At 70.1% G+C, this 17,511-nt stretch carries 18 protein-coding genes; all 18 read right to left on the bottom strand.

All coding sequences use genetic code 11. From position 1 onward, the window contains the following. Nucleotide 1: 1 nt before the first annotated feature. The 18 genes from NBRGI_RS45555 to NBRGI_RS29825 all read right to left on the bottom strand — a co-directional run bounded on the left by NBRGI_RS45555 (nt 2) and on the right by NBRGI_RS29825 (nt 17,413). Nucleotides 2–823, bottom strand: coding sequence for a class I SAM-dependent methyltransferase (locus NBRGI_RS45555; protein WP_051728137.1), 822 nt, complete (start codon nt 821–823; stop codon nt 2–4). Between the two features lie 25 nt (nt 824–848). Continuing rightward, nucleotides 849–1,604, bottom strand: coding sequence for an SDR family oxidoreductase (locus NBRGI_RS29905; protein WP_029900538.1), 756 nt, complete (start codon nt 1,602–1,604; stop codon nt 849–851). Nucleotides 1,605–1,644: 40 nt separating this feature from the next. Next, nucleotides 1,645–2,928 (bottom strand): beta-ketoacyl-[acyl-carrier-protein] synthase family protein, encoded by a 1,284-nt coding sequence (locus NBRGI_RS29900; protein ID WP_081878294.1) that lies wholly within the window; start codon nt 2,926–2,928, stop codon nt 1,645–1,647. Continuing rightward, a complete protein-coding gene (locus tag NBRGI_RS29895; RefSeq protein WP_148310990.1) occupies nt 2,925–3,407 on the bottom strand; it encodes a 3-hydroxyacyl-ACP dehydratase FabZ family protein in 483 nt (160 codons plus the stop codon). The genes NBRGI_RS29900 and NBRGI_RS29895 overlap by 4 nt, the downstream gene beginning before the upstream one ends. 8 nt (nt 3,408–3,415) lie before the next feature. Continuing rightward, nucleotides 3,416–4,177 (bottom strand): SDR family NAD(P)-dependent oxidoreductase, encoded by a 762-nt coding sequence (locus NBRGI_RS29890; RefSeq protein ID WP_029900536.1) that lies wholly within the window; start codon nt 4,175–4,177, stop codon nt 3,416–3,418. After that, nucleotides 4,174–4,617, bottom strand: coding sequence for a holo-ACP synthase (locus NBRGI_RS29885; protein WP_051728135.1), 444 nt, complete (start codon nt 4,615–4,617; stop codon nt 4,174–4,176). The genes NBRGI_RS29890 and NBRGI_RS29885 overlap by 4 nt, the downstream gene beginning before the upstream one ends. Continuing rightward, nucleotides 4,614–5,966 (bottom strand): B12-binding domain-containing radical SAM protein, encoded by a 1,353-nt coding sequence (locus NBRGI_RS29880; RefSeq protein WP_029900534.1) that lies wholly within the window; start codon nt 5,964–5,966, stop codon nt 4,614–4,616. The genes NBRGI_RS29885 and NBRGI_RS29880 overlap by 4 nt, the downstream gene beginning before the upstream one ends. A 1-nt stretch (nt 5,967) precedes the next feature. Next, nucleotides 5,968–7,266 carry a beta-ketoacyl-[acyl-carrier-protein] synthase family protein gene (locus NBRGI_RS29875; RefSeq protein WP_029900533.1) on the bottom strand — a complete coding sequence of 433 codons (1,299 nt, stop codon included), beginning with the start codon at nt 7,264–7,266 and terminating at the stop codon, nt 5,968–5,970. Then, nucleotides 7,263–7,751 carry a hypothetical protein gene (locus tag NBRGI_RS45550; protein WP_051728134.1) on the bottom strand — a complete coding sequence of 163 codons (489 nt, stop codon included), beginning with the start codon at nt 7,749–7,751 and terminating at the stop codon, nt 7,263–7,265. Before NBRGI_RS45550 ends, NBRGI_RS29875 begins: the two co-directional genes overlap by 4 nt. Beyond that, complete coding sequence (locus NBRGI_RS29865) at nt 7,751–9,058, bottom strand: beta-ketoacyl-[acyl-carrier-protein] synthase family protein (protein ID WP_029900531.1); 1,308 nt, start codon at nt 9,056–9,058, stop codon at nt 7,751–7,753. The genes NBRGI_RS45550 and NBRGI_RS29865 overlap by 1 nt, the downstream gene beginning before the upstream one ends. Further along, nucleotides 9,051–10,379, bottom strand: a complete 1,329-nt coding sequence (locus NBRGI_RS29860) for a beta-ketoacyl-[acyl-carrier-protein] synthase family protein (protein WP_029900530.1) — start codon at nt 10,377–10,379, stop codon at nt 9,051–9,053. The genes NBRGI_RS29865 and NBRGI_RS29860 overlap by 8 nt, the downstream gene beginning before the upstream one ends. Before the next feature lie 3 nt (nt 10,380–10,382). Continuing rightward, a complete protein-coding gene (locus NBRGI_RS45545) occupies nt 10,383–11,042 on the bottom strand; it encodes an acyl carrier protein (RefSeq protein WP_148310989.1) in 660 nt (219 codons plus the stop codon). A 54-nt stretch (nt 11,043–11,096) separates the two neighbouring features. Further along, complete coding sequence (locus NBRGI_RS29850; RefSeq protein WP_051728132.1) at nt 11,097–12,464, bottom strand: aminotransferase family protein; 1,368 nt, start codon at nt 12,462–12,464, stop codon at nt 11,097–11,099. Between the two features lie 94 nt (nt 12,465–12,558). Then, nucleotides 12,559–13,335: a class I SAM-dependent methyltransferase gene (locus NBRGI_RS29845; protein WP_051728131.1), complete on the bottom strand. Its 777-nt coding sequence runs from the start codon at nt 13,333–13,335 to the stop codon at nt 12,559–12,561. Next, nucleotides 13,332–13,952 (bottom strand): hypothetical protein, encoded by a 621-nt coding sequence (locus tag NBRGI_RS29840; protein ID WP_029900526.1) that lies wholly within the window; start codon nt 13,950–13,952, stop codon nt 13,332–13,334. Before NBRGI_RS29840 ends, NBRGI_RS29845 begins: the two co-directional genes overlap by 4 nt. After that, nucleotides 13,949–15,070 carry an FAD-dependent oxidoreductase gene (locus NBRGI_RS29835; RefSeq protein WP_029900525.1) on the bottom strand — a complete coding sequence of 374 codons (1,122 nt, stop codon included), beginning with the start codon at nt 15,068–15,070 and terminating at the stop codon, nt 13,949–13,951. The genes NBRGI_RS29840 and NBRGI_RS29835 overlap by 4 nt, the downstream gene beginning before the upstream one ends. Continuing rightward, complete coding sequence (locus tag NBRGI_RS29830) at nt 15,067–16,383, bottom strand: FAD-dependent oxidoreductase (protein WP_051728130.1); 1,317 nt, start codon at nt 16,381–16,383, stop codon at nt 15,067–15,069. The genes NBRGI_RS29835 and NBRGI_RS29830 overlap by 4 nt, the downstream gene beginning before the upstream one ends. Before the next feature lie 13 nt (nt 16,384–16,396). After that, nucleotides 16,397–17,413 carry a ScbA/BarX family gamma-butyrolactone biosynthesis protein gene (locus NBRGI_RS29825; protein ID WP_158439939.1) on the bottom strand — a complete coding sequence of 339 codons (1,017 nt, stop codon included), beginning with the start codon at nt 17,411–17,413 and terminating at the stop codon, nt 16,397–16,399. Between the last annotated feature and the right edge of the window lie 98 nt (nt 17,414–17,511).

Genomic DNA, 17,511 nt, shown 5'->3' with positions numbered 1-17,511 from the left:
ACTATCCGGTCCGGCGCGTGGCGTGGACGCGAACCTGTCCGAGCCGGCCCGCCGCCCCCTGCGCGGCGAGCGTCTCGAAGAAGGCGAGCCCGTCCTCGAACAGCCTGTCGCCCAGGATCTCTCGGCCCGGTACGGCGAAACGCCGATACGATTCGGCCCAGCGCTCGTTGATCGCGACGAACATCTCGGTGCTGTCCTGAACCTCGATGTCGGTGAATCCGGCGTGCGCGAGCAGCCGCCGATATCCGGCCGGTGTCTGCGCGAACAGGCGACCGTAGACGGTCAAGGCACGCAACGTGGCCGGGTCGCGCGGGATCGGACCGGTGAGCACCTCGTCGGTGAAGGCCAGCCGGCCCCCGGGCTTCAGGACCCTGGCGCACTCGGTGAGGACGCGCGGGCGGTCCGGCACGATGACCAGACTGTCCACGCTCACCACCGCGTCGAATGTCGCGGCGGCGTAAGGCAGCTCGCGGGCATCGCCGTGGTCGAACCGGATCGGGACCGAGGCGGTGGCGCGGCGGGCGATCTCGATCGCGGGCGCGGAGTAGTCGAGACCGGTGAGCGTGGCGCCGGTCGTCTCGGCGAGGTAACGCGCTATACCGCCGGTGCCACAGCACAGATCGAGCACGGTGCGCCCCGGTGCCAAGCCCGCGGCGTGCGCGATCTCGCGCAGTTGATCGCGGGTGGTCCAGCTCAGCTGGCCGACGTAACCGCCCCGGTCCTGCCAGAGGTAGGCCATCATGGCCTGCCCGGACGGCGTGAGCGTGATCTGCCGGTGGGTCAGGTCGTAGATGTCGCGGGTTTCCTCGATCACGGTGCGCACGAGAGCGTCTCCTAGTAGTCGGTTCTCAGGATGTGAGTGAGGCGCCACCGTCGGCGACGATGGTCTGGCCCCGGATCCAGCTCGCGTCGTCGGTGCACAGGAAGGCGACGACCTTGGCCAGGTCTGCGGGCGTGCCGATCCGGCGCATCGGACCGGCCTCGGCGGCCTGGCGCACCCACTCGTCCGCACCCGCGAGCGCGCGGATCGAATCGGTTTCGATGAGCCCGCCGCAAACGGTGTTGACGTTGACGCCCGGCGCGAGTTCCACGGCCAGATAACGCCCCATCGATTCGATCGCCGCCTTGCACACGCCCAAGCCGCCGTAGCTGGGCAGATAGCGGCGGCTGCCCATGCTCGACAGCAGCACGATGGCGCCGCGCCCCTGCGGCATGAGCGCGTAGGCCGCCCGGCAACCGAACAGCGCCGCGGTGATATTGGTGTCCAGGGTGTAGCGCCAATGCGGGGTCTCCAGCGCGAACAGCGGTTTCATGATCGCCGAGGCGGCATTGTTGATGTAGAAGTCCACCGCGCCCCACTGCTCGCCGATATCCGCGAAAAGCTGCTTCAGCTGGTCTTTTTCGCCGACGTCGACGCGTAGTGCGAGGGCGCGCCTGCCCTTTCGCTCGATCTCGGTGACGACCTCGCGTGCGGCGGATCGTTTGCGCCAGTAGGTCAGGATCACGTCCGCGCCGCGGTCGGCGAACTCCAGTGCGATCGCCCGGCCGATGCCGCGGGAACCGCCGGTGATCAGGACCGTCCGCCCTGCCAGATCTGCTGTCATACTTCGCCTTTCGTCTGTTGCGCGCCACCGCACGCGGTGTTCATGTGCTGCCGAGCACCACAGCGGCGACCTCGGGTCCGTCCACGTTGCGGCTGAGTGTGATCACGAACCGCGCGTCGAGCGCGGCCGGTCGCCGCGCGACGATCTCGACCGCGCGCGCCGCGTCGTCGACCGCGCCGAGGTTGAGCGTCGGTGCGACGACGCCGTCCCGCACGCTCAGACAGGCGAACGCCACCTCGGCGACGTCGGTGGCCGGGCCCATGTGCCCGGTCGCGGCCTTGGTTCCGGTGAGCCGCAGCCGGTCTCGCCGCGCCAGCGCGTGCGCGATGCCGTGCAGCTCGGAGCGATCGCCGCTCCCGGTCGCGTCACCGTGGCCATAGACGTAGCCGACCGCTCGGGGATCGATGGCGGCGTCGGCCACGGCCCGTACGAGCGCGTCGCGCACACCGCTGCCCTCGGGATCGGGCGCCAGCGCGCGGCCGCGGTCGGTCGCGGCGCCGAAGCCGATGATCTCGGCGAGGATATGCGCGTCGTTGGCCCGCGCCAGGTCGAGATCGGCGAGAACGAGTGCGGCCGCGCCCTCGGCGCAGATGTAGCCGTCCCGGTGCCGGTCGTAGGGCCGAACCGAGCGCACACCGGCGGCGCAGGCCGAGGTCAGCCCGAATTCACGCAGCGCGAGGCGGGCGAATTCGTCGGCGCCCGCGTCGGTGCCACCGCAGACGGCGACGTCGGCGCGGCCGTCGCGCACCGCACGGAAGGCCCGGCCCACGGCGCACAGTCCCATGGCCGAGCCGTCGACCAAGGTGCTGTTCGCGCCGCAGATCTCGTGCCGGATGGTGATCTGGCACAGGGCGGCGTTGGGCAGGCCGGAGAGCAGGAAATCGGGTTTGGCCCGGCGCAGCGCCGCCTGGCCGAGCAGCGTGTAGTCGAGGGTGCCGTCCGGGCGGCGCGCACCGGCCAGTACCGGCGCGAAGCGGTCGAGATAGTTCTTCTCGTCCTCGTTCTCGTTGGAGCCCATATAGATTGCGCGCCGCGGCGGTGCGGCGGCCCGGAACACCGCGCCCGCGTCGGCGATCGCCAAGTCGGCCGCGTACACGCCCAGCCGGGACGCCCTGGTGAGGCGCTTGAGATGCTTGCGGTCGGCGAGCGCGCCGGGATGCTCGGCATCGTCCACCGCGCCGAAATAGGCCAGCTCCGGCGGACCGTCGCCGTCTCGTCGCCGTAAACCGGTCTCGGCCGCCAGAATTCGCCGCCACTGCCTGCGATAGTCGGTTCCGAGGCAGGACAGCACGCCCGCGCCGACGACGGCCACCCGATGCCTCATTGTCCGCTCACCTTCGATCCGTTGAGCCGCAGCACTTGATAGTGGCGGCGGGTCGCCGCGGGATCCTCGAACTCGGTCAGCGCGTAGGCCCGGCAGCGGAAGGTCGCGGTCGCGATCTTGCGGCCGTGCGCCTGTGCGACGCCCCGGAAATCCAGCTCCGCGCCCGGGGCCGGGCCCGCGCCGTTACCGCCCTCGATGCGGTCCACCTCGACGGTCAGCCGGTCGCCGGGCACCGCGAAGTCGATGAACTTGCTGTGCTGCACGGCGCTGAGCACCACGGTGGTGCGGAATTCGCTGTGGGTGAGCACCAGCCAGCGCGCCAGCTGGGTCATCGCCTCCAGCACCAGCACGCCGGGCAGGATCGGTTGCTGCGGGAAGTGGTCGGCGAAGTAGTCCTCGCTCATCGCGGCGTTCTTCACGCCGACGGCCCGGCGGCCGCCGTCCATTTCGGTGATCGCGTCGACCATGAGAAACCGCACGGATACTCCTATCCCACTCCGCCGACCAGAATGGCCTGCCCATTGAGGTAGGCACTCTCGCGAGCGCCGAGGAAAACGGCGACGTCGGCGACGTCGTCCGGCGCGATCGGGCGCGGCATCGCCGCCCGGCGCGCGAGATACGCGGCGACCGCGCGGATGTCGACCTCGAAGCCGCCGAAATACTCCCGGCTGACCCCGCTGTCGGCGAGCGTCGGGCAGATCGCGTTGACGCAGACACCGCGCCGCCCGACCTCCTGCGCGACGCTGCGGGTGAAGCCGATCACCGCCGCCTTCGCGGTCGCGTACGCGACTTCGTCGGCGCCGCCGGTCAGGCCGAGCGCGGAGGCGACGTTGATGATGCGGCCGCTGCGGCGGGGCAGCATCCGGCGCACCGCCTGCCTGCTGCAATAGAAGACGGTGTCGAGGTTCACCCGCAGCATCCGGCGCCAGTCGGCGTCGTTGTGGAAGACCAGCGGCGAGCGCAGCGCACCGCCGGCGTTGTTGATCAGCACATCGAGCCGGCCCCACGTCTCGTCGGTGTGGGCGAACAAGCGGGCCACCTCGGCGGGTTCGGTCAGGTCGGCGACGAACGCGGAAACCGGCGCGGCGGCAACGGCTTCGACCGTCTTCACCGTCGCCTGCAACCGGGTCGCGTCGACATCGGTGAGCACCAGCGTGGCGCCCTCCTCGGCGTACCGGGTGGCGATGGCCGTACCGAACACGCCCGCCGCGCCGGTCACCAGGGCGATGGAATCGTCGAGCCGGTTCATCCGCACCCCTGCCCGGCGAGCAGCACGCACGCGAGCGCGTAGTCGCCGTCATGGCTCAACGACACTGCGGCGCCGGTCAACCCGCGCCGCCGCGCCAGCGTCGCCATGCGGTGGTGCAGCCGCAGGCGTGGTGCGCCGGTCGTGCGGCACACCTCGATATCGCGCAGTCGCCGGGTCGCCGGGGGCGCCCCGAGTCCGAGGTGCAAGGCCTTCAGCGTGGCCTCCTTGGCCCCGAACCGAGCGGCGAAATGCGGTGCGGGATCCCGGAACGCGGTGCAGTAGGCGATCTCGTCGGGCCGGAACACATGCTCGCAGAAAGCGTTTCCCGCCGCGAGCAGGGCACGGATCCGATCGACCGCCGCGATATCGACCCCGGCCGACAACGGTGCCGGGGCCGAAATCGCCGGGAGCAGCACCGAATTCGATGCGGTGCGGGTCACGGCAGTCGCTCCGCGCCGACGGTCGCTCCGTAGTGCCGCTCGACCGCCCTGCGGTAGGCCAGATTCAGGCCGATGACGGCCCGTTTCTTCGCCGCGGAGCGTGGGCCGGGCAGGTCCGCGTCCGCTCGGTACCGGCGCAGGCGCTGCCGGGTCAGCTCCCGGGAATAGGTTCGGGTGTACAGGTATTCGAGACCCTCCTCGAGCTGGCGGACCGTCATGGACACCGGGGCCACCGCGGCCCGCAGGTGTGAGGGCCCGCCGGGACCGGGGTCGATCATGCGGCCCGCGCGCAGATGTTCCGCGTGCAGCGGTACGCCCGGACCGCTGCCGAGCGGGTTGAAATGGCAGATCTCTATCTCGTTCTCGACGACGAACTCCAGGGTCCGTTCGAACACGTCCGGTGTGTCACCGGCGAAGCCGAACACGAACGACCCGATCACCCCGATGCCCGCCCCGTGCAGCCTGGCGATGAGCGCGCGGTAGTCGGCCGGACGGCTCCAGCTCTTGTCCGAGGCGACGAGGTTCTGCGGGTGGACCGATTCCAGGCCCAGGAAGACGAGCATGCACCCGGCCTGGCCGGCCGCCTCGGCCAGCGCCGGGCGCTGGGCGATGGTGATCGTCGCCTGGCTGCCCCACAGCACCTGTCGCGGTGCGAGTTCGGCGAACAGGGTCCGGGCGTAGCGCGGGTTGCCCACGATGTTGATATCGGAGAACTGCACGAAATCGCCGCTGCGCGCGTCGATCTGCGCGAGCACGTGCTCGATCGGGCGGGTACGGAAGCGCTCGTGGTGGTAGCGGGTTTCGATGCAGAAATTGCACGAGAACGGGCAGCCCCGGGTCGCTTCGACCGGGAACACGTAGTCGTGCGGCGGCAGATGCTCGGGCCCGTAGCGCGGCAGTGTCGCCAGATCCACCGGCCCGCCGGCATAGCCGGGCCGCAGCCGGCCACGGCTCGCGTCCTCGAGTATCCGCGGCCACACCTGCTCGACCTCGCCGCGCACCACCGAGGCCGCGCCGATCCGCTCGGCCTGCGGGTCGTAACTGGGGAAGTACCCGTCGACGACGACCGGCGTGCCCAGCGCGCCGAATCCGCGCACCAGCTCGCCGGTGCGCCGCTCGCCGAAGAACTTCGAGGTGACCGCCACCAGGTCGATATCGGCGAAACGGGTGAAATCGGTGATGGGCGTCGCGTTCTCGTCGAGCACGGTGGCCCGGTGTTCGACCGCGGTCATGGCGGCGCGGTAGGCCAGGTTCACCGGCACCGGGTTGAGCATGCGGTTGCCGTAGATCACGCTCTTGTCCCGGACGTCGGGATTCACGAACAGCACGTGCATATGCGCCGCTCCCATCTCAGACTGGTGTCATCACGTCGTCGGCGGCCCGGCGCACCACCAGGGTGCCGTTCTGGCCGCCCAGACCGAACGAATTGGTCAGCGCCACCCGCACCGGCAGCTGCCGTGCGGTACCCGGCACGTAGTCGAGATCGCATTCGGCGTCGCGATGGCGATAGTTGACGGTCGGCGGCACCGTGCCGGTGCGCACGCTCAGCACCGTGCTGATGAATTCCACCGCGCCGCAAGCGGCGATGAGGTGACCGGTCATCGACTTGTTCGCGGTGACCACGAGATCGGTGGCCGCGCTGCCGAACACGTGTTTGATGGCGATGGTCTCCACGCGATCGTTGAGCAGCGTCGCGGTGCCGTGCGCATTGACCAGCTGCACCTGCTCGGGGCGCACGTCCGCGTCGGCCAGGGCCGCGCGCATCGCCAGGGCGGCTCCCGCACCGGCCGGGTGGGGTTCGGTGAATCGGTGTGCGTCAAGGGATCTGCCGAAGCCCGCGACCTCCGCGTACCAGGGCGCCGACCGGGCGCGGGCGTGCGCCTCGGTCTCCAGCACGACCATGCCCGCGCCCTCGCCGACCACGAACCCGGTGCGCGTGGCGTCGAACGGCCGGCCGGTCCGGCCGGGCAGGTTGTCGGTGGAGGGTGCGCCGAGCGCGACCAGCCCGGCCATGCCAAGCGGGTTGATCATGGAATCCATTGCGCCGCAGAGCACGACGTCCAGGCGGCCACACCGGATCAGCCGGAACGCGGTGCCGATCGCGTGCGCGCCTGCCGCGCAGGCGGAGGTGACCACGGTGGCCGGGCCGGTGACACCGAGGTGCGCGGCCAGCAGCCCGACCACCAGGTCCTGCGGGTCGCGGATCAGCGAGACCGGATCGATCGCCGCCGCGCCGGCCAGCGGGCTGGGCAGCGCGAACCGGCCGCTGGGGTCGAGATGGTTCGCGATATCGGTCATGCGCACCAGGCCGAGCCCGGCGCCGAGCACCAGGCCGACCCGGTCGGGGTCGACCGGCAGCGACCGCCCTGCGCTCGTCAGGGCGCTGTCGGCCAGCGCCATGGCGCAGGCGGCGAGCGCGAAGCGCGCCTGCCGGTCCGCGTGCAGTTCCGCCGGAAACGGCCCGTCCCAGTAGTCGGATACCGCGAAATCGGCTACCTCGGCGGCGATCCGGGTCGGCAGCGACGAGGCGTCGAAGAGCGTGATCGGCGCCTCACCGGAGCGGCCCGCGACCAGGTTGGCCCAGAACTCCCGGTGGCCGAGCCCGATCGGGGTGACCGCGCCGAGCCCGGTCACGACCACCCGGTTCACGGCGTCACCGGCTGGTCCGGCGTCGACCGGATCCGGTCCACCGGCCACCCGGAGTAGTAGCGGAACCGATTCTCCTCGGCCGCGACCTCGGCCGGATCCTGAATGTCTTGCAGCACATAGTTCAACCGCGCGATGCGCGCGATGGGCGCGGTCTCGTCGTAGGCCGCGCAGCTGAGCTGGGCCCACCGCCTGCTCAGGCCGAGCAGGCGCGCCTCCACCCGCATGGCCCTGCCGGGCGGCAGTTCGCCGACGATCTCGGCGCGGTCGATCAGGCACAGGAACGCGGACACCGTGAAGTCCGTGCTGAAATGCACCAGCCAGCCCGCCACCTGCGCCATCGACTCGAGCAGCAGCGAACCGCTGAGCAGTCTGCGCCCCGCGTAACCGGCGCCCAAGTGGTCCTCGGTGAGCGTGACATGTTTGACCGCGACCATGGATTCGCCCTTGGTCGCCTCGAGCACCCGGTCGTAGAGCAGGAACCGCATCACGTCCCCTTCGCCTCGAACGCGCCGAACACGACGCACTCGCTCTGTCCCTGGAAACCGGCGGCCAGGCAGGCGACGGCCGTGTCACCGCGCAGCCGCCGGGGTCTGCGCTGAACCAGGTCGACGTCCGAATTCGTCTCGGGGTGAAGGAGATTCACGATCGGAGGGATCCGGCGCTCGTTCAGGCTGAGCACGGCGAAGACACTCTGCAACGGCAGCGCTGCCGCCAGTAGGTGCCCGGTCGATCCCTTCGTCGCCGTCACCGGCACGTGCCCGCCGAGCACCGCGTCGATCGCGGCCGCCTCGGCGGCATCGCCCGCGGGCAGGCCCGGCGCGTCGGCGTACACCGCGCCGACTCGTCGCGGTGGCAGCGCGCCGTCGTCGAGCGCCGCGTCCAGTGCGCGTTCGATCGCGCGGCGCGGCGGATACGGTTCCGTGCCGTCGGGCACGCCGAGGGCCGCGCCGTGGCCGAGCACCTCGGCGAGAATGTGTGCGCCCCTTGATCTTGCGTGGTCGAGGGTCTCCAGTACCAGCACCGCAGCGCCTTCACCGGGCACGGTGCCGGTGCGGTCACGGTCGAACGGTTTGCAGGAGGCCGCCGCCGGATCGGTGGTCCGCGCCACCACGCCGAAGTAGAGCAGGCGTTGCAGCGCAGCGAGATTCAGCCGCGGGCTGACGCCACCGGCCAGCATGACCTCGGCGTCGCCTTCGGCGAGCATGCGCACCGCGGCCCCGATCGCCTGGCCGCCCGCCTCACCGAACGGACTGAACGAGGCGTTCGGTCCGTGCAGCCCGTATTGCATGGCGATCTGACACAGCGTGGCGTTGTTCAGCATCACGATCGACACCATGGGCGAGATCGCCCGCCACCCGGTGCGGCAGAACCGATCGATGTCGAATTCGCCGGTCTCGTGCCGGGATCGGCGCGCGGCCAGTTCCAGATCGGCGACGTCGTAGTCGATCATCGTGACGCCCAGCGTGATTCCCGTCGCGTCCCCGTCCATGTTGCCGCGATGCAGTTTCGCCGAGGTCAGTGCCTGCCCGGCGGCGGCGAAGGCCATGTGCGTATGCAGCCGCATGGCCCGGGCCGCTTTGCGATCGGTGATCCAGTCCCGCGGGGCGATCCCGTGCACCCGGCCCGCCGCCAGCGGCCGGTCGGCATCGGTGCGCAGCATGAGCGGTTCGGTCAGCTCGCGCAGCGGTGCCACCCCGGATTCCCCGCGCAGCAAGGCCTGCCACTGGGTGCGCGGGTCGTTGCCCAGGGCCGACACCGCGCCCAGACCGGTCACCACCACGCGTTCACCCATGACCGTCACCGTCGGCGGGGCCGGGCCACCGGCGCAGCACGATGCTCGCGTTCTGGCCGCCGAACCCGAACGAGTTGCTCATCGCGACGCGAACCGCCTGTGTCCGAGTGTGGTTCGGCACATAGTCCAGATCGCAATCCGGGTCCGGGTATTCGTAGTTGATGGTGGGCGGCAGCTGGCCGGTGCGCAGCACGTGCAGGCAGGTGACGCATTCGATCGCGCCCGCGGCCGCGATCGAGTGACCGATCATCGACTTCTGCGAGCTGATCGGGATCGTGGCCGCCCGATCGCCGAAAACCTTGTGCACGGCCCGGGTTTCGGCCCGGTCGTTGATCAGCGTCGAGGTGCCGTGCGCGCTGATGTAGTCGATGTCCTCGGCCCGCAGCCCGCCGTCGACGAGGGCGCCCGACATCGCCAGTACGGCCCCCTCTCCGTGCGGCGGGCTGTCGGTGATCCGGTACGCGTCGCAGGAGGTGCCGTAGCCGGCCACCTCGGCCAGCGGGGCGGCGCCGCGCCGCAGCGCGTGCCCGAGCTCTTCCAGCATGACGAACGCGGCGCCCTCACCCATCACGAAGCCGCAGCGTCTGCGGTCGAACGGGCGGCTGGCCGCGGCGGGGCGGTCGTTGAACCGCGTGGCCAGCGCGGTGAGCAGATCGAACGAGGAGATGCCGAGGAAGGTGAGCAGGGAATCGCAGCCGCCCGCCAGCACCAGGTCCGCATCGCCCTCGCGGATCCACAGGGCGGCCTCACCGATGGCCTGGGTGCCGGAGGCGCAGGTCGCCGAGACCGTCATGGTGGGTCCGGCCGCGCCGCAGACGTGCGCCAGGGCCGCCGCGGCGGCGTTCTTGCGCATGCTGTGCCGCTGCGCGGCCAGCAGGCCGACGAATTCCTTTCCAGGGCCTGCCCTTCCGGCACGTCGACTGGTGTGCAGCAGCGCGTCCAACGCGTCGATGTCGTACATCTGCCCGGACGATCCCACGCAGACGCCGAACCGCTCGGGTGGAGTATCGGTGTGCCCGGCACGGTGTTTCGCGGCGGCGCCGGCGGCGAGCCCCAGTTGTACGCCCCGGGGCAGCGCCGCGCCGAACGCGTGCTCGGCGTCGGTGAGGTGCCCCGCGGAGGCCGCGGCGGCGAGAAATCCGTCCGCGACCTCACCCGCGACCCGGGACCCGAGCCCGGAGGCATCGAAGCGGGAGGTCGTGCGGACGCCGGAGCGGCCGTCGACGAAGCCACGAAAGGTCGTCGCGGCGTCCCAGCCGAGCGGGGTCACCATCTCCGCCGCCGTGACGACCACCCGGCGGGTGGGTGCTTCGCCGGACACGGCTCACTCCGCGATCGCGCCGGCGGGTGCGCCCGACTGTGCGGTGGCGGCCTCGGCCGCGGCCGCCTGTGCCCGGCTCTGCTCGACCAGCCGGGCGACCTCGTCGAGCTCGCGGATCTCCTCGAACCAGTTCTGGTTCAGCTCGTCTCCGGGGATCGCCACGAGTTCGGCTCCGCAGCTGTCACATTCGGCGCGGAACTCACCGTCGTCGTTGCGGCGGAAGGCCCTGGCGCCGCCGCAGGCCGGGCACTGCTCCGGGATCGTGTCCAGCAGCCGCCGGCACAGACCGCTCCAGGTCTCCACCGTCCAGAGCGCGGCCACGTCCTCGACCCGCATGCCGGGCTCGACCTTGCTGAGATCGACGCCGAGCAGCCGTTCGCGCACCAGGTACGCGCCGAGCGGGGTGAGCCGACGCAAGGTGTCGACCGCGGCGCCCGCGCCGAACACGTCCTCGGCCTGTTCGTTCAGATCGTCGCGCGGCACGGAGATCGGCAGGAACTGCTCTAGCCGGAACGTGATGTCCAGGAAGTCGATCGATTCCGCGCCGAGCTCCGGAATCAGCAGTTTGCCCGATGTCACGTCGTCGAGTTCGACGGCCAGTGCCAACGCGACCGCGTTGCGCACGATGTCGGACAGTTCGTCCGGACTCAGCATGGACGCCACGGCGTTCCTCCTCGGATCGGTGTACATGTGGTTGTTCTGTCTGCGGCGCCGATTTCAGCCCTTGGCGGTGAGCCGGGCGTAGCGGGCGAGCACGCCGTCGAGGCGGCGATAGAGTTCGTCGACCTCGTCGGTCGTGATGGTGAGCGGCGGCACGATGCCGATGGTGCCGCCGAGGCCCTCCGCGCCCTGGCTGCCGATGATCAGCCCGCTCAGGGCGAGCCGATCCTCGATCACCTGCCATTGCTGTTGCGGGATGGGCTCTTTGGTCGCGCGGTCCTTGACCAGCTCGATACCCATCAGCAGCCCGGCGCCGCGGATATCGCCGACGATGGTGTGCTCGCGCAGGTTCTCGAACTTGTCGAACAAGTACTTACCGGTCTGGCGCACCTGATCGACGATCCCGTCGCGCTGCATGATGTCCAGGGTCGCCAGTGCGGACGCGCAGCACAGCGGATTGCCGTTGGTGGTGCTTCCCGTCGCGATGAAACCGTCTACGGTGGAGAGGAATTCGCGGTAGACGACGTCGCGCACGACGACCGCCCCGAACGGCAGGTAGCCGCTGTTGATGCCCTTGGACAGTGCCATGAAGTCCGGCCGCACCCCGAAGTAGTCGGCGCCGAACCACTCGCCGAGCCTGCCGAATCCGGTGATCACCTCGTCGTAGGCGAGCAGCAGGTCGTTGCGATCACAGATCTCGCGCAACCGCTCGTGGTATTCGCGGGTCGGCACGATCGCGCCGCCGACGCCCAGCGCCGGCTCGACGAGCACGCCCGCGATGTTGTGCGCACCCAGCCGCTCGATCATCGTCTCGATCGTGTCCGCGCACGCGAGCGTGCACGTTCCGGCGCAACCGGATGCACAGCGGTAGGCGTATGGCGAGGGTGCGTGATGGAAGCCGGGAGTCAACGGCTCGAATTGCTTGCGGAAGCGGCGGAACGCGGATCCGGTGGCGCTCAACGCGCCGTAGGTGACGCCGTGATACGCCCGATCCAAGGCGATCACACCCAGTTTGGTGGTGTCGTCGCCGAAGCGGAGCCGCTGATACTGGCGCATCATTTTCAGCACGGTTTCGTTGGCCTCGGACCCGGTGGAGGCGTAGAAGACGGTGTTGAGTCCCTCCGGCGTCACCGCGGCCAGGCGACGAGCGTAGTCGTCGGCCGCCTGATGGGTGGCGCGTTCGATCGGGAAGTAGAGCAGCTTGCCCGCCTGCTCGCGGATGGCGTCGATGATCTCCGGATGCGCGCCGCCGAGACTCAGATTGCACAGACCGCCGAATGCGTTGAGATATCTTTTGCCCTCGGTGTCCACCACCCACACGCCGTCCGCGGCGGCGATGCTGATGCCGCGCCTGCGAAAGCCGCGCATATTGGTGAATCCGTGCCAGAACGTCGAATCCGGCTCCGAGGCAATCTGATTCGGCATGACACTCCTTGTGTGCTGGGTGCGATCCGGCCGAGTGCATTGACGATAGCCTTGGGTACGGCTGTGTTTCCTCGGCCGATCGATCACACCTGACTCAACGCTCGATGGAGTCCGCGGTAGCGCTCCGCATACCATCGAGGGCCGGTGCCGGGATCGTCCGCAGGATCGCGAGATCCCAACCCGCCCGGCGACATTCGAGTCCGGCGGCGGTGGTCTCGGCGATGATCGTGCGCATGTCGACGGCCCACCACTGCTGCGTGCTCGCCGACTCCCGCACCGTTCGCCCGTCCTGTGTCACCCGGCAGAGCGTGGTCAGTTCGATCCGTCCAGGCTTGCCAGCGGGGCGCGATCCGATCCACAGTTCGTGTCGGCACCGGCCGACGCGCGCGACGCCGACCAGGATCGGCCGCACCGCGCGATCGGCGGGAAACGGCGCGGCGTCCACGACCGCGTGACAGTCCGGGGCGAGTCGCTCGGCGAGCAGCCGCCACAACCGCCGCCGGTCCGCGGACGAAAAGTAGCCGAGCACGCCGCAGGCCACCAAGCCGCCGAATCGCTCTGGCAGAGAAGCGTTCTCGAGCGTGGTCGCCGCGATGGTCACCCGCCGGGCCAGTGCCGGATCCGCGAGTACGCGGCTCGCGAGCGCCGCGCGCATGGTGGGTGAGGGCTCGATCGCGAGGATCGGGACGCCGGGCACCGCCGCGCCGAGGATCTCGACGACCAGCCCGGTGCCCGCGCCCACGTCCACGATGGGCGAACCAGACTGTGCGGCAGGCGACATCGCGGCCACCAAAGCGGCGGTGCGCGACTTCCAGTACGGGCGACCGGCGATATCGTAGAACTCCGCCGCGACACCGTAGATATCGGTCATCGCGCGGTACCCCGCACGGCGCAGCGCAGCCGATGTTCGAGAATCTGCTGCATATTGCGCAGTTCGAGCACATCACAGGCGTGGAACAGCGGCCACATCGACCCGGGCCAGACCCGGCCGCGGCGCGGGGACAGGTGCGGATACGGGTTTCGGTCGTAATACGGATGCCGCCAGATCGTCCACGACACCAGGGCGCCGCTGCGCCGCTGCACCCGGTGCGCGGACAATACGCGACCGCAGAACACCATCCACAGATCGTCGCCCTGATCGAACGCCGACTCGTAGTCGACGGTGCCGACCTCCCGATTACCGCTGATGCGCAGGTGGATCTTCGTGCCGGGATCGGTGGCGTCCTCCCCGACGTAGCGCCCGGTGCCGCCCGCGGGGCGGAAATTGCGCATGCTGTAGGTGAATTCCTCCACGCTGCGAATATCGAGCAGGTAGTCGTAGAGCGCTTCGGGCGGGCAATCGACGTGCTGATGCACGGTGTACACGTCCTGGTCGAGCGGGCCGTTGCGCAGTCGTTTGGTCAACGCCAGCAATTCGGCGGTGGCATCGGTGCGCGAGACCGTCTCGCATCGGAACAGGCCGGGAATGTCGTCGAGCGGGGTGGTCATGGTGTTCTCCCTCGGTTCCAGCGGTCGAGCTCGCGGCACAGCACGGACGTCGGGAAATAGCGCAACCCGAGGTCCCGGAAGTGCCGCGCGATAGGGGATTCGAGCATCATTACGTCGCCGACCACCCGGGCGCGGTGCTGTTCGGCGTCCACCCGGGGCATGCGGCGGCGCGCGAATCTGGTGAGGGCGATATCGATGTCGGCGGTGCCGACGCGCACCAGTTCGTCGTCGAGTACCGCCGCCGATTCCATCGCCAGCGACGCTCCGATACCGGTCGTCGGCACCAGACCGGCCGCGGCGTCGCCGAGCAGTACGACGCGTCCCCGAACCCACTGGGGGACGGTGACTTCCACCAGGTCCAGGCATTCGACCCGGTCGGCGTCGCGTAACGTCCGCAGGATCACGCAGTCGTCGATGCGGCGGCGCTCGCTCGGCGGCCAGCGATGCGGGTCCGTGCCGTCGAACGCACCCGAAATCGCCACGAAACAGGCCACCCGGTCCTGGGTCGGGTACGCCGCCACGATGCGCCGCAGGCCCCAGGTCTCGTGCAGCTCGCCCGGCGGCGTACTGCCGCGTCGGGCCCACCAGCACCAGATGCGCCAGCCGAAGCGGCGTTCGGCAGTGTGCAATTGCGCCTGCTGCCTGGTGCGCGAGCGGATGCCGTCGGCGCCGACGACGAGATCGAAATCGCGCTCGCGCCCGTCGGCGAAGCGCACCCGCACGGTCGAACCGATCTGGCGCATCCTGGCAACCTCGGTCTCCAGGTCGACCGGCGTGCCACCGTTGGCGGATTCGAGGATGGCGAGCAATTCGGCGCGCGGGGTGGCCCGCGGCAAACCCGTTCGCGCGCCCAATCGTTCGAGATCGAAGGTGCGCAGCACGGCGCCGTCGCGGTCGTGCACGACATAGCGCCGCAGTGGCGCGCTGGTGTGGATGAAGGAGTTCCACAGGCCGAGGTCACGCAGTACCCGGCTGCCCGCCGGCCACAGGGTGATCGCGGAACCGTGGCTGTCGTAACTGCTGATCGTGTCGATCACGGTGGGGCGGACTCCACGCTGGCGTAGCCGTGCGGCCAGGGTGAGCCCGGCGATGCCGCCGCCGACGATCAGGATTCTCACCTGTGCGCTCCCTGCGGCAGCGGCGCCGCGAGCAGTGCCGCGGCCGCGTTCTCGCCGGAACGGCAGCAGGCTTCGAGCGAGGTGCCGAGCAGATAGTCACCGGCCAGGGCGATCCCGCTGAGCGGTGCGACCGCGGTGGCGAGAGCGGCGAGGAAGGTGTCGTAGTGCGGCAGGTAGGCACAGTACGCGCGCGGCCAATGCCGGATGGCCGCCGCGGTTCTGGGCTGCGGCACCGTGCCGAGGTGGGCGCGCAGGCGCTGTTCGGTCTCGGTGACCAGCTCGAGCACCTCGGCCTCGGTGGGTTCGCTCAGGCGGCCGTGCCTGCCCGAGAAGGTGTACCGGACAACGTTTCTCGTCTCTTTGCCGTAGCTGCCGACATTGCTGCACGGCTGGTCGTCCAGTGCGAGCGCGCGCACATCGGCGGCGAAGACGTCGTGCGCATAGCCCACCACCGCGACGGTGGCCGGGCAGTACCGGACCGAACGCAGCAGTCCCGCCGCCGTTTCCGAGAGCGCGGCCAGCAACGGCGCCGCCGCGTAGGCGGGCGTGCACACCGCGACGGCGTCATATCGCGTCCGGCTGGATCGGCCGTAGGCATCGATCGCCTCGACGTATATCCGGCCCTCGCCCCGCGTGATGCGGGTGACTGTGGTGCGGTATCGGATCTCGGCGCACGCCTCGATGCGCGCCAGGAGTGTGGCAAGTCCGGTGGTCGGCTGGTCGAAGCGGTCGAGCAGCATGCCCATGTTGACACCGAAATTGCCGAGGTAGCTCTCCTCTGGCTCGGCGCCGTTCATCCGCACGGTGATCGGACGGAGGAAGTTGGCGGTGGTATCGCGGCCGAAATGTGCCGACAGCGGCCGATCGTCCCGGCGTGCCAGCTTCGCGGCGAGCTCGGAGCCGAGAAAGCGGGCCGAGTCCGTCGCGCGGACCCTCCTGGCGAGCCCGTCGAGCTTGCCCAGGTCGCGCCAATCGCACATGCGCGCAATGGCAGTCATGGTCGCGGTCCGGTTCGCGCTGTCGAGCGGCACCAGCTTGCCCGCGACGATGCGCGCCGTGTTGATGCCGAACGGCTCGTATCCGGTACCGCCCAGCAGCTCGAGCATCGCCCGCAGCCGGGTGTAGCGGCGCCCGATGTTCTTGCCACCCAGCAACACTGCGCGTCCGTCCAGTTCGGCCGCGCCGACGCGGCCGCCGACCCGATCCTCCAGTTCGAAGATCTCCACCGCGCAGCCGGCCCGGTGCAACGCCAGCGCGGCGGAGACCCCGGAGACACCGGACCCCACCACCGCGACTCGTTCCGGTGTCGTCACGTTCGTGCCCCCTTCAGCCCGAACCGGTTTCGTCGAGCAGGTCGAGGGTGACGGCGCCGAGCGCCGCGCCCGCCTGCTGGAAGCCGACGCGCACCCGCCGCCGTGGGAAACCGGCAGCGCCGGAATATGTTTCGTCGATCGCAGCCGTGCAGTGCGTGACCAGGTCGGGCTCGCAGAAGTTGCCGAAGTCGACCTCGCACCCGACGAGCAGACAGCGCTGCGGCAGCACGCCCCGGTGCTCGGCCAGGGTCGCCAGGGCCGCCTGGCGGGCGGCCTCCAGCAGCAACATGCCGGGCACGTGGTCCATCGGATGGTCGAAGAAGAACGGGTGCGCCGGATCGAAGGCCAGCCGGAAGGACATGCCGCCCGCCGTGGTCGTCGAGCCGTGCGCGAGCAGGACGTTCTTCGGGTGCTCCCGGCCGACCCGCCGCGGTGCGAGCATCGCGGCGGGGTCGACGGGCCGCGCGAGTTCGGGTCCGCGCGCGAGCGTCTTCTTGCGGGCCTTCTCCCGGGTGTAGTCGTAGTAGTGCTGAGGCAACGGCAGCCATCGGCCGCCGGCCCTGGCGCACTCGTTGCCGTCGACGATGATCGTCACGGGGTGCTGCGCGAGCCGCTCGGAGGTACGGGCGTTGACGATGGTCACCACCCGAGCGGGCGCGGGCGCGGCGCGCAGGAACTCGGGCGCGAAGACCTCGATCCGCATATCGCGGAAGACCAGGAACTGATTGTCCGGCACCTGGACGAACGCGTGCGCCACGTACTCGGTCACCTGCCGGGTGACCTCCATGATCGCGATCGGATCCAGGTAGTCCGGATTGCCGCCGTCGTTGAACAGCACGTGGCTGCGCGGCAGCATCGCGGCCACCGCCCATTCGCGCTTGCCGAGCACCGCGGCGTCGGTGAGCAACACTTCGTTGACGGCGCTGCGGTGTACCAGCGAACGCGGCACGGTCTGTTCGAAGCGTAACTCCGACAGTGCGTTTCGGCTGCCATCGGACGAAGGACGAGTTGTCGTTGCGGTCGTGTCCACGGTTGCCTCTCGTCGAGCAGCGGGCCGGTGCCGACGCGGCCGCGGGGCCCGGCTACCGGGAGCGTATCGACGCCGGCCGGTGCGAATCATCGTGCGTT

Origin of the sequence: Nocardia brasiliensis IFM 10847, from assembly GCF_000710915.1 — a bacterium.
Classification (GTDB): Bacteria; Actinomycetota; Actinomycetes; order Mycobacteriales; family Mycobacteriaceae; genus Nocardia; species Nocardia brasiliensis_A.
Note: the sequence above shows the minus strand (reverse complement) of the source record. Positions and strands in the feature narration are given on the sequence as shown.

Excerpts from the sequence above, each read along its gene's own strand:
- NBRGI_RS29850 (WP_051728132.1), bottom strand. The coding sequence starts at position 12,464 with ATGCCGAATCAGATTGCCTCGGAGCCGGATTCGACGTTCTGGCACGGA.
- NBRGI_RS29900 (WP_081878294.1), bottom strand. The coding sequence starts at position 2,928 with ATGAGGCATCGGGTGGCCGTCGTCGGCGCGGGCGTGCTGTCCTGCCTC.
- NBRGI_RS29865 (WP_029900531.1), bottom strand. The coding sequence starts at position 9,058 with ATGGGTGAACGCGTGGTGGTGACCGGTCTGGGCGCGGTGTCGGCCCTG.
- NBRGI_RS29840 (WP_029900526.1), bottom strand. The coding sequence starts at position 13,952 with ATGACCACCCCGCTCGACGACATTCCCGGCCTGTTCCGATGCGAGACG.
- NBRGI_RS29905 (WP_029900538.1), bottom strand. The coding sequence starts at position 1,604 with ATGACAGCAGATCTGGCAGGGCGGACGGTCCTGATCACCGGCGGTTCC.
- NBRGI_RS45550 (WP_051728134.1), bottom strand. The coding sequence starts at position 7,751 with ATGCGGTTCCTGCTCTACGACCGGGTGCTCGAGGCGACCAAGGGCGAA.
- NBRGI_RS29880 (WP_029900534.1), bottom strand. The coding sequence starts at position 5,966 with ATGGGAGCGGCGCATATGCACGTGCTGTTCGTGAATCCCGACGTCCGG.
- NBRGI_RS29845 (WP_051728131.1), bottom strand. The coding sequence starts at position 13,335 with ATGACCGATATCTACGGTGTCGCGGCGGAGTTCTACGATATCGCCGGT.
- NBRGI_RS29890 (WP_029900536.1), bottom strand. The coding sequence starts at position 4,177 with ATGAACCGGCTCGACGATTCCATCGCCCTGGTGACCGGCGCGGCGGGC.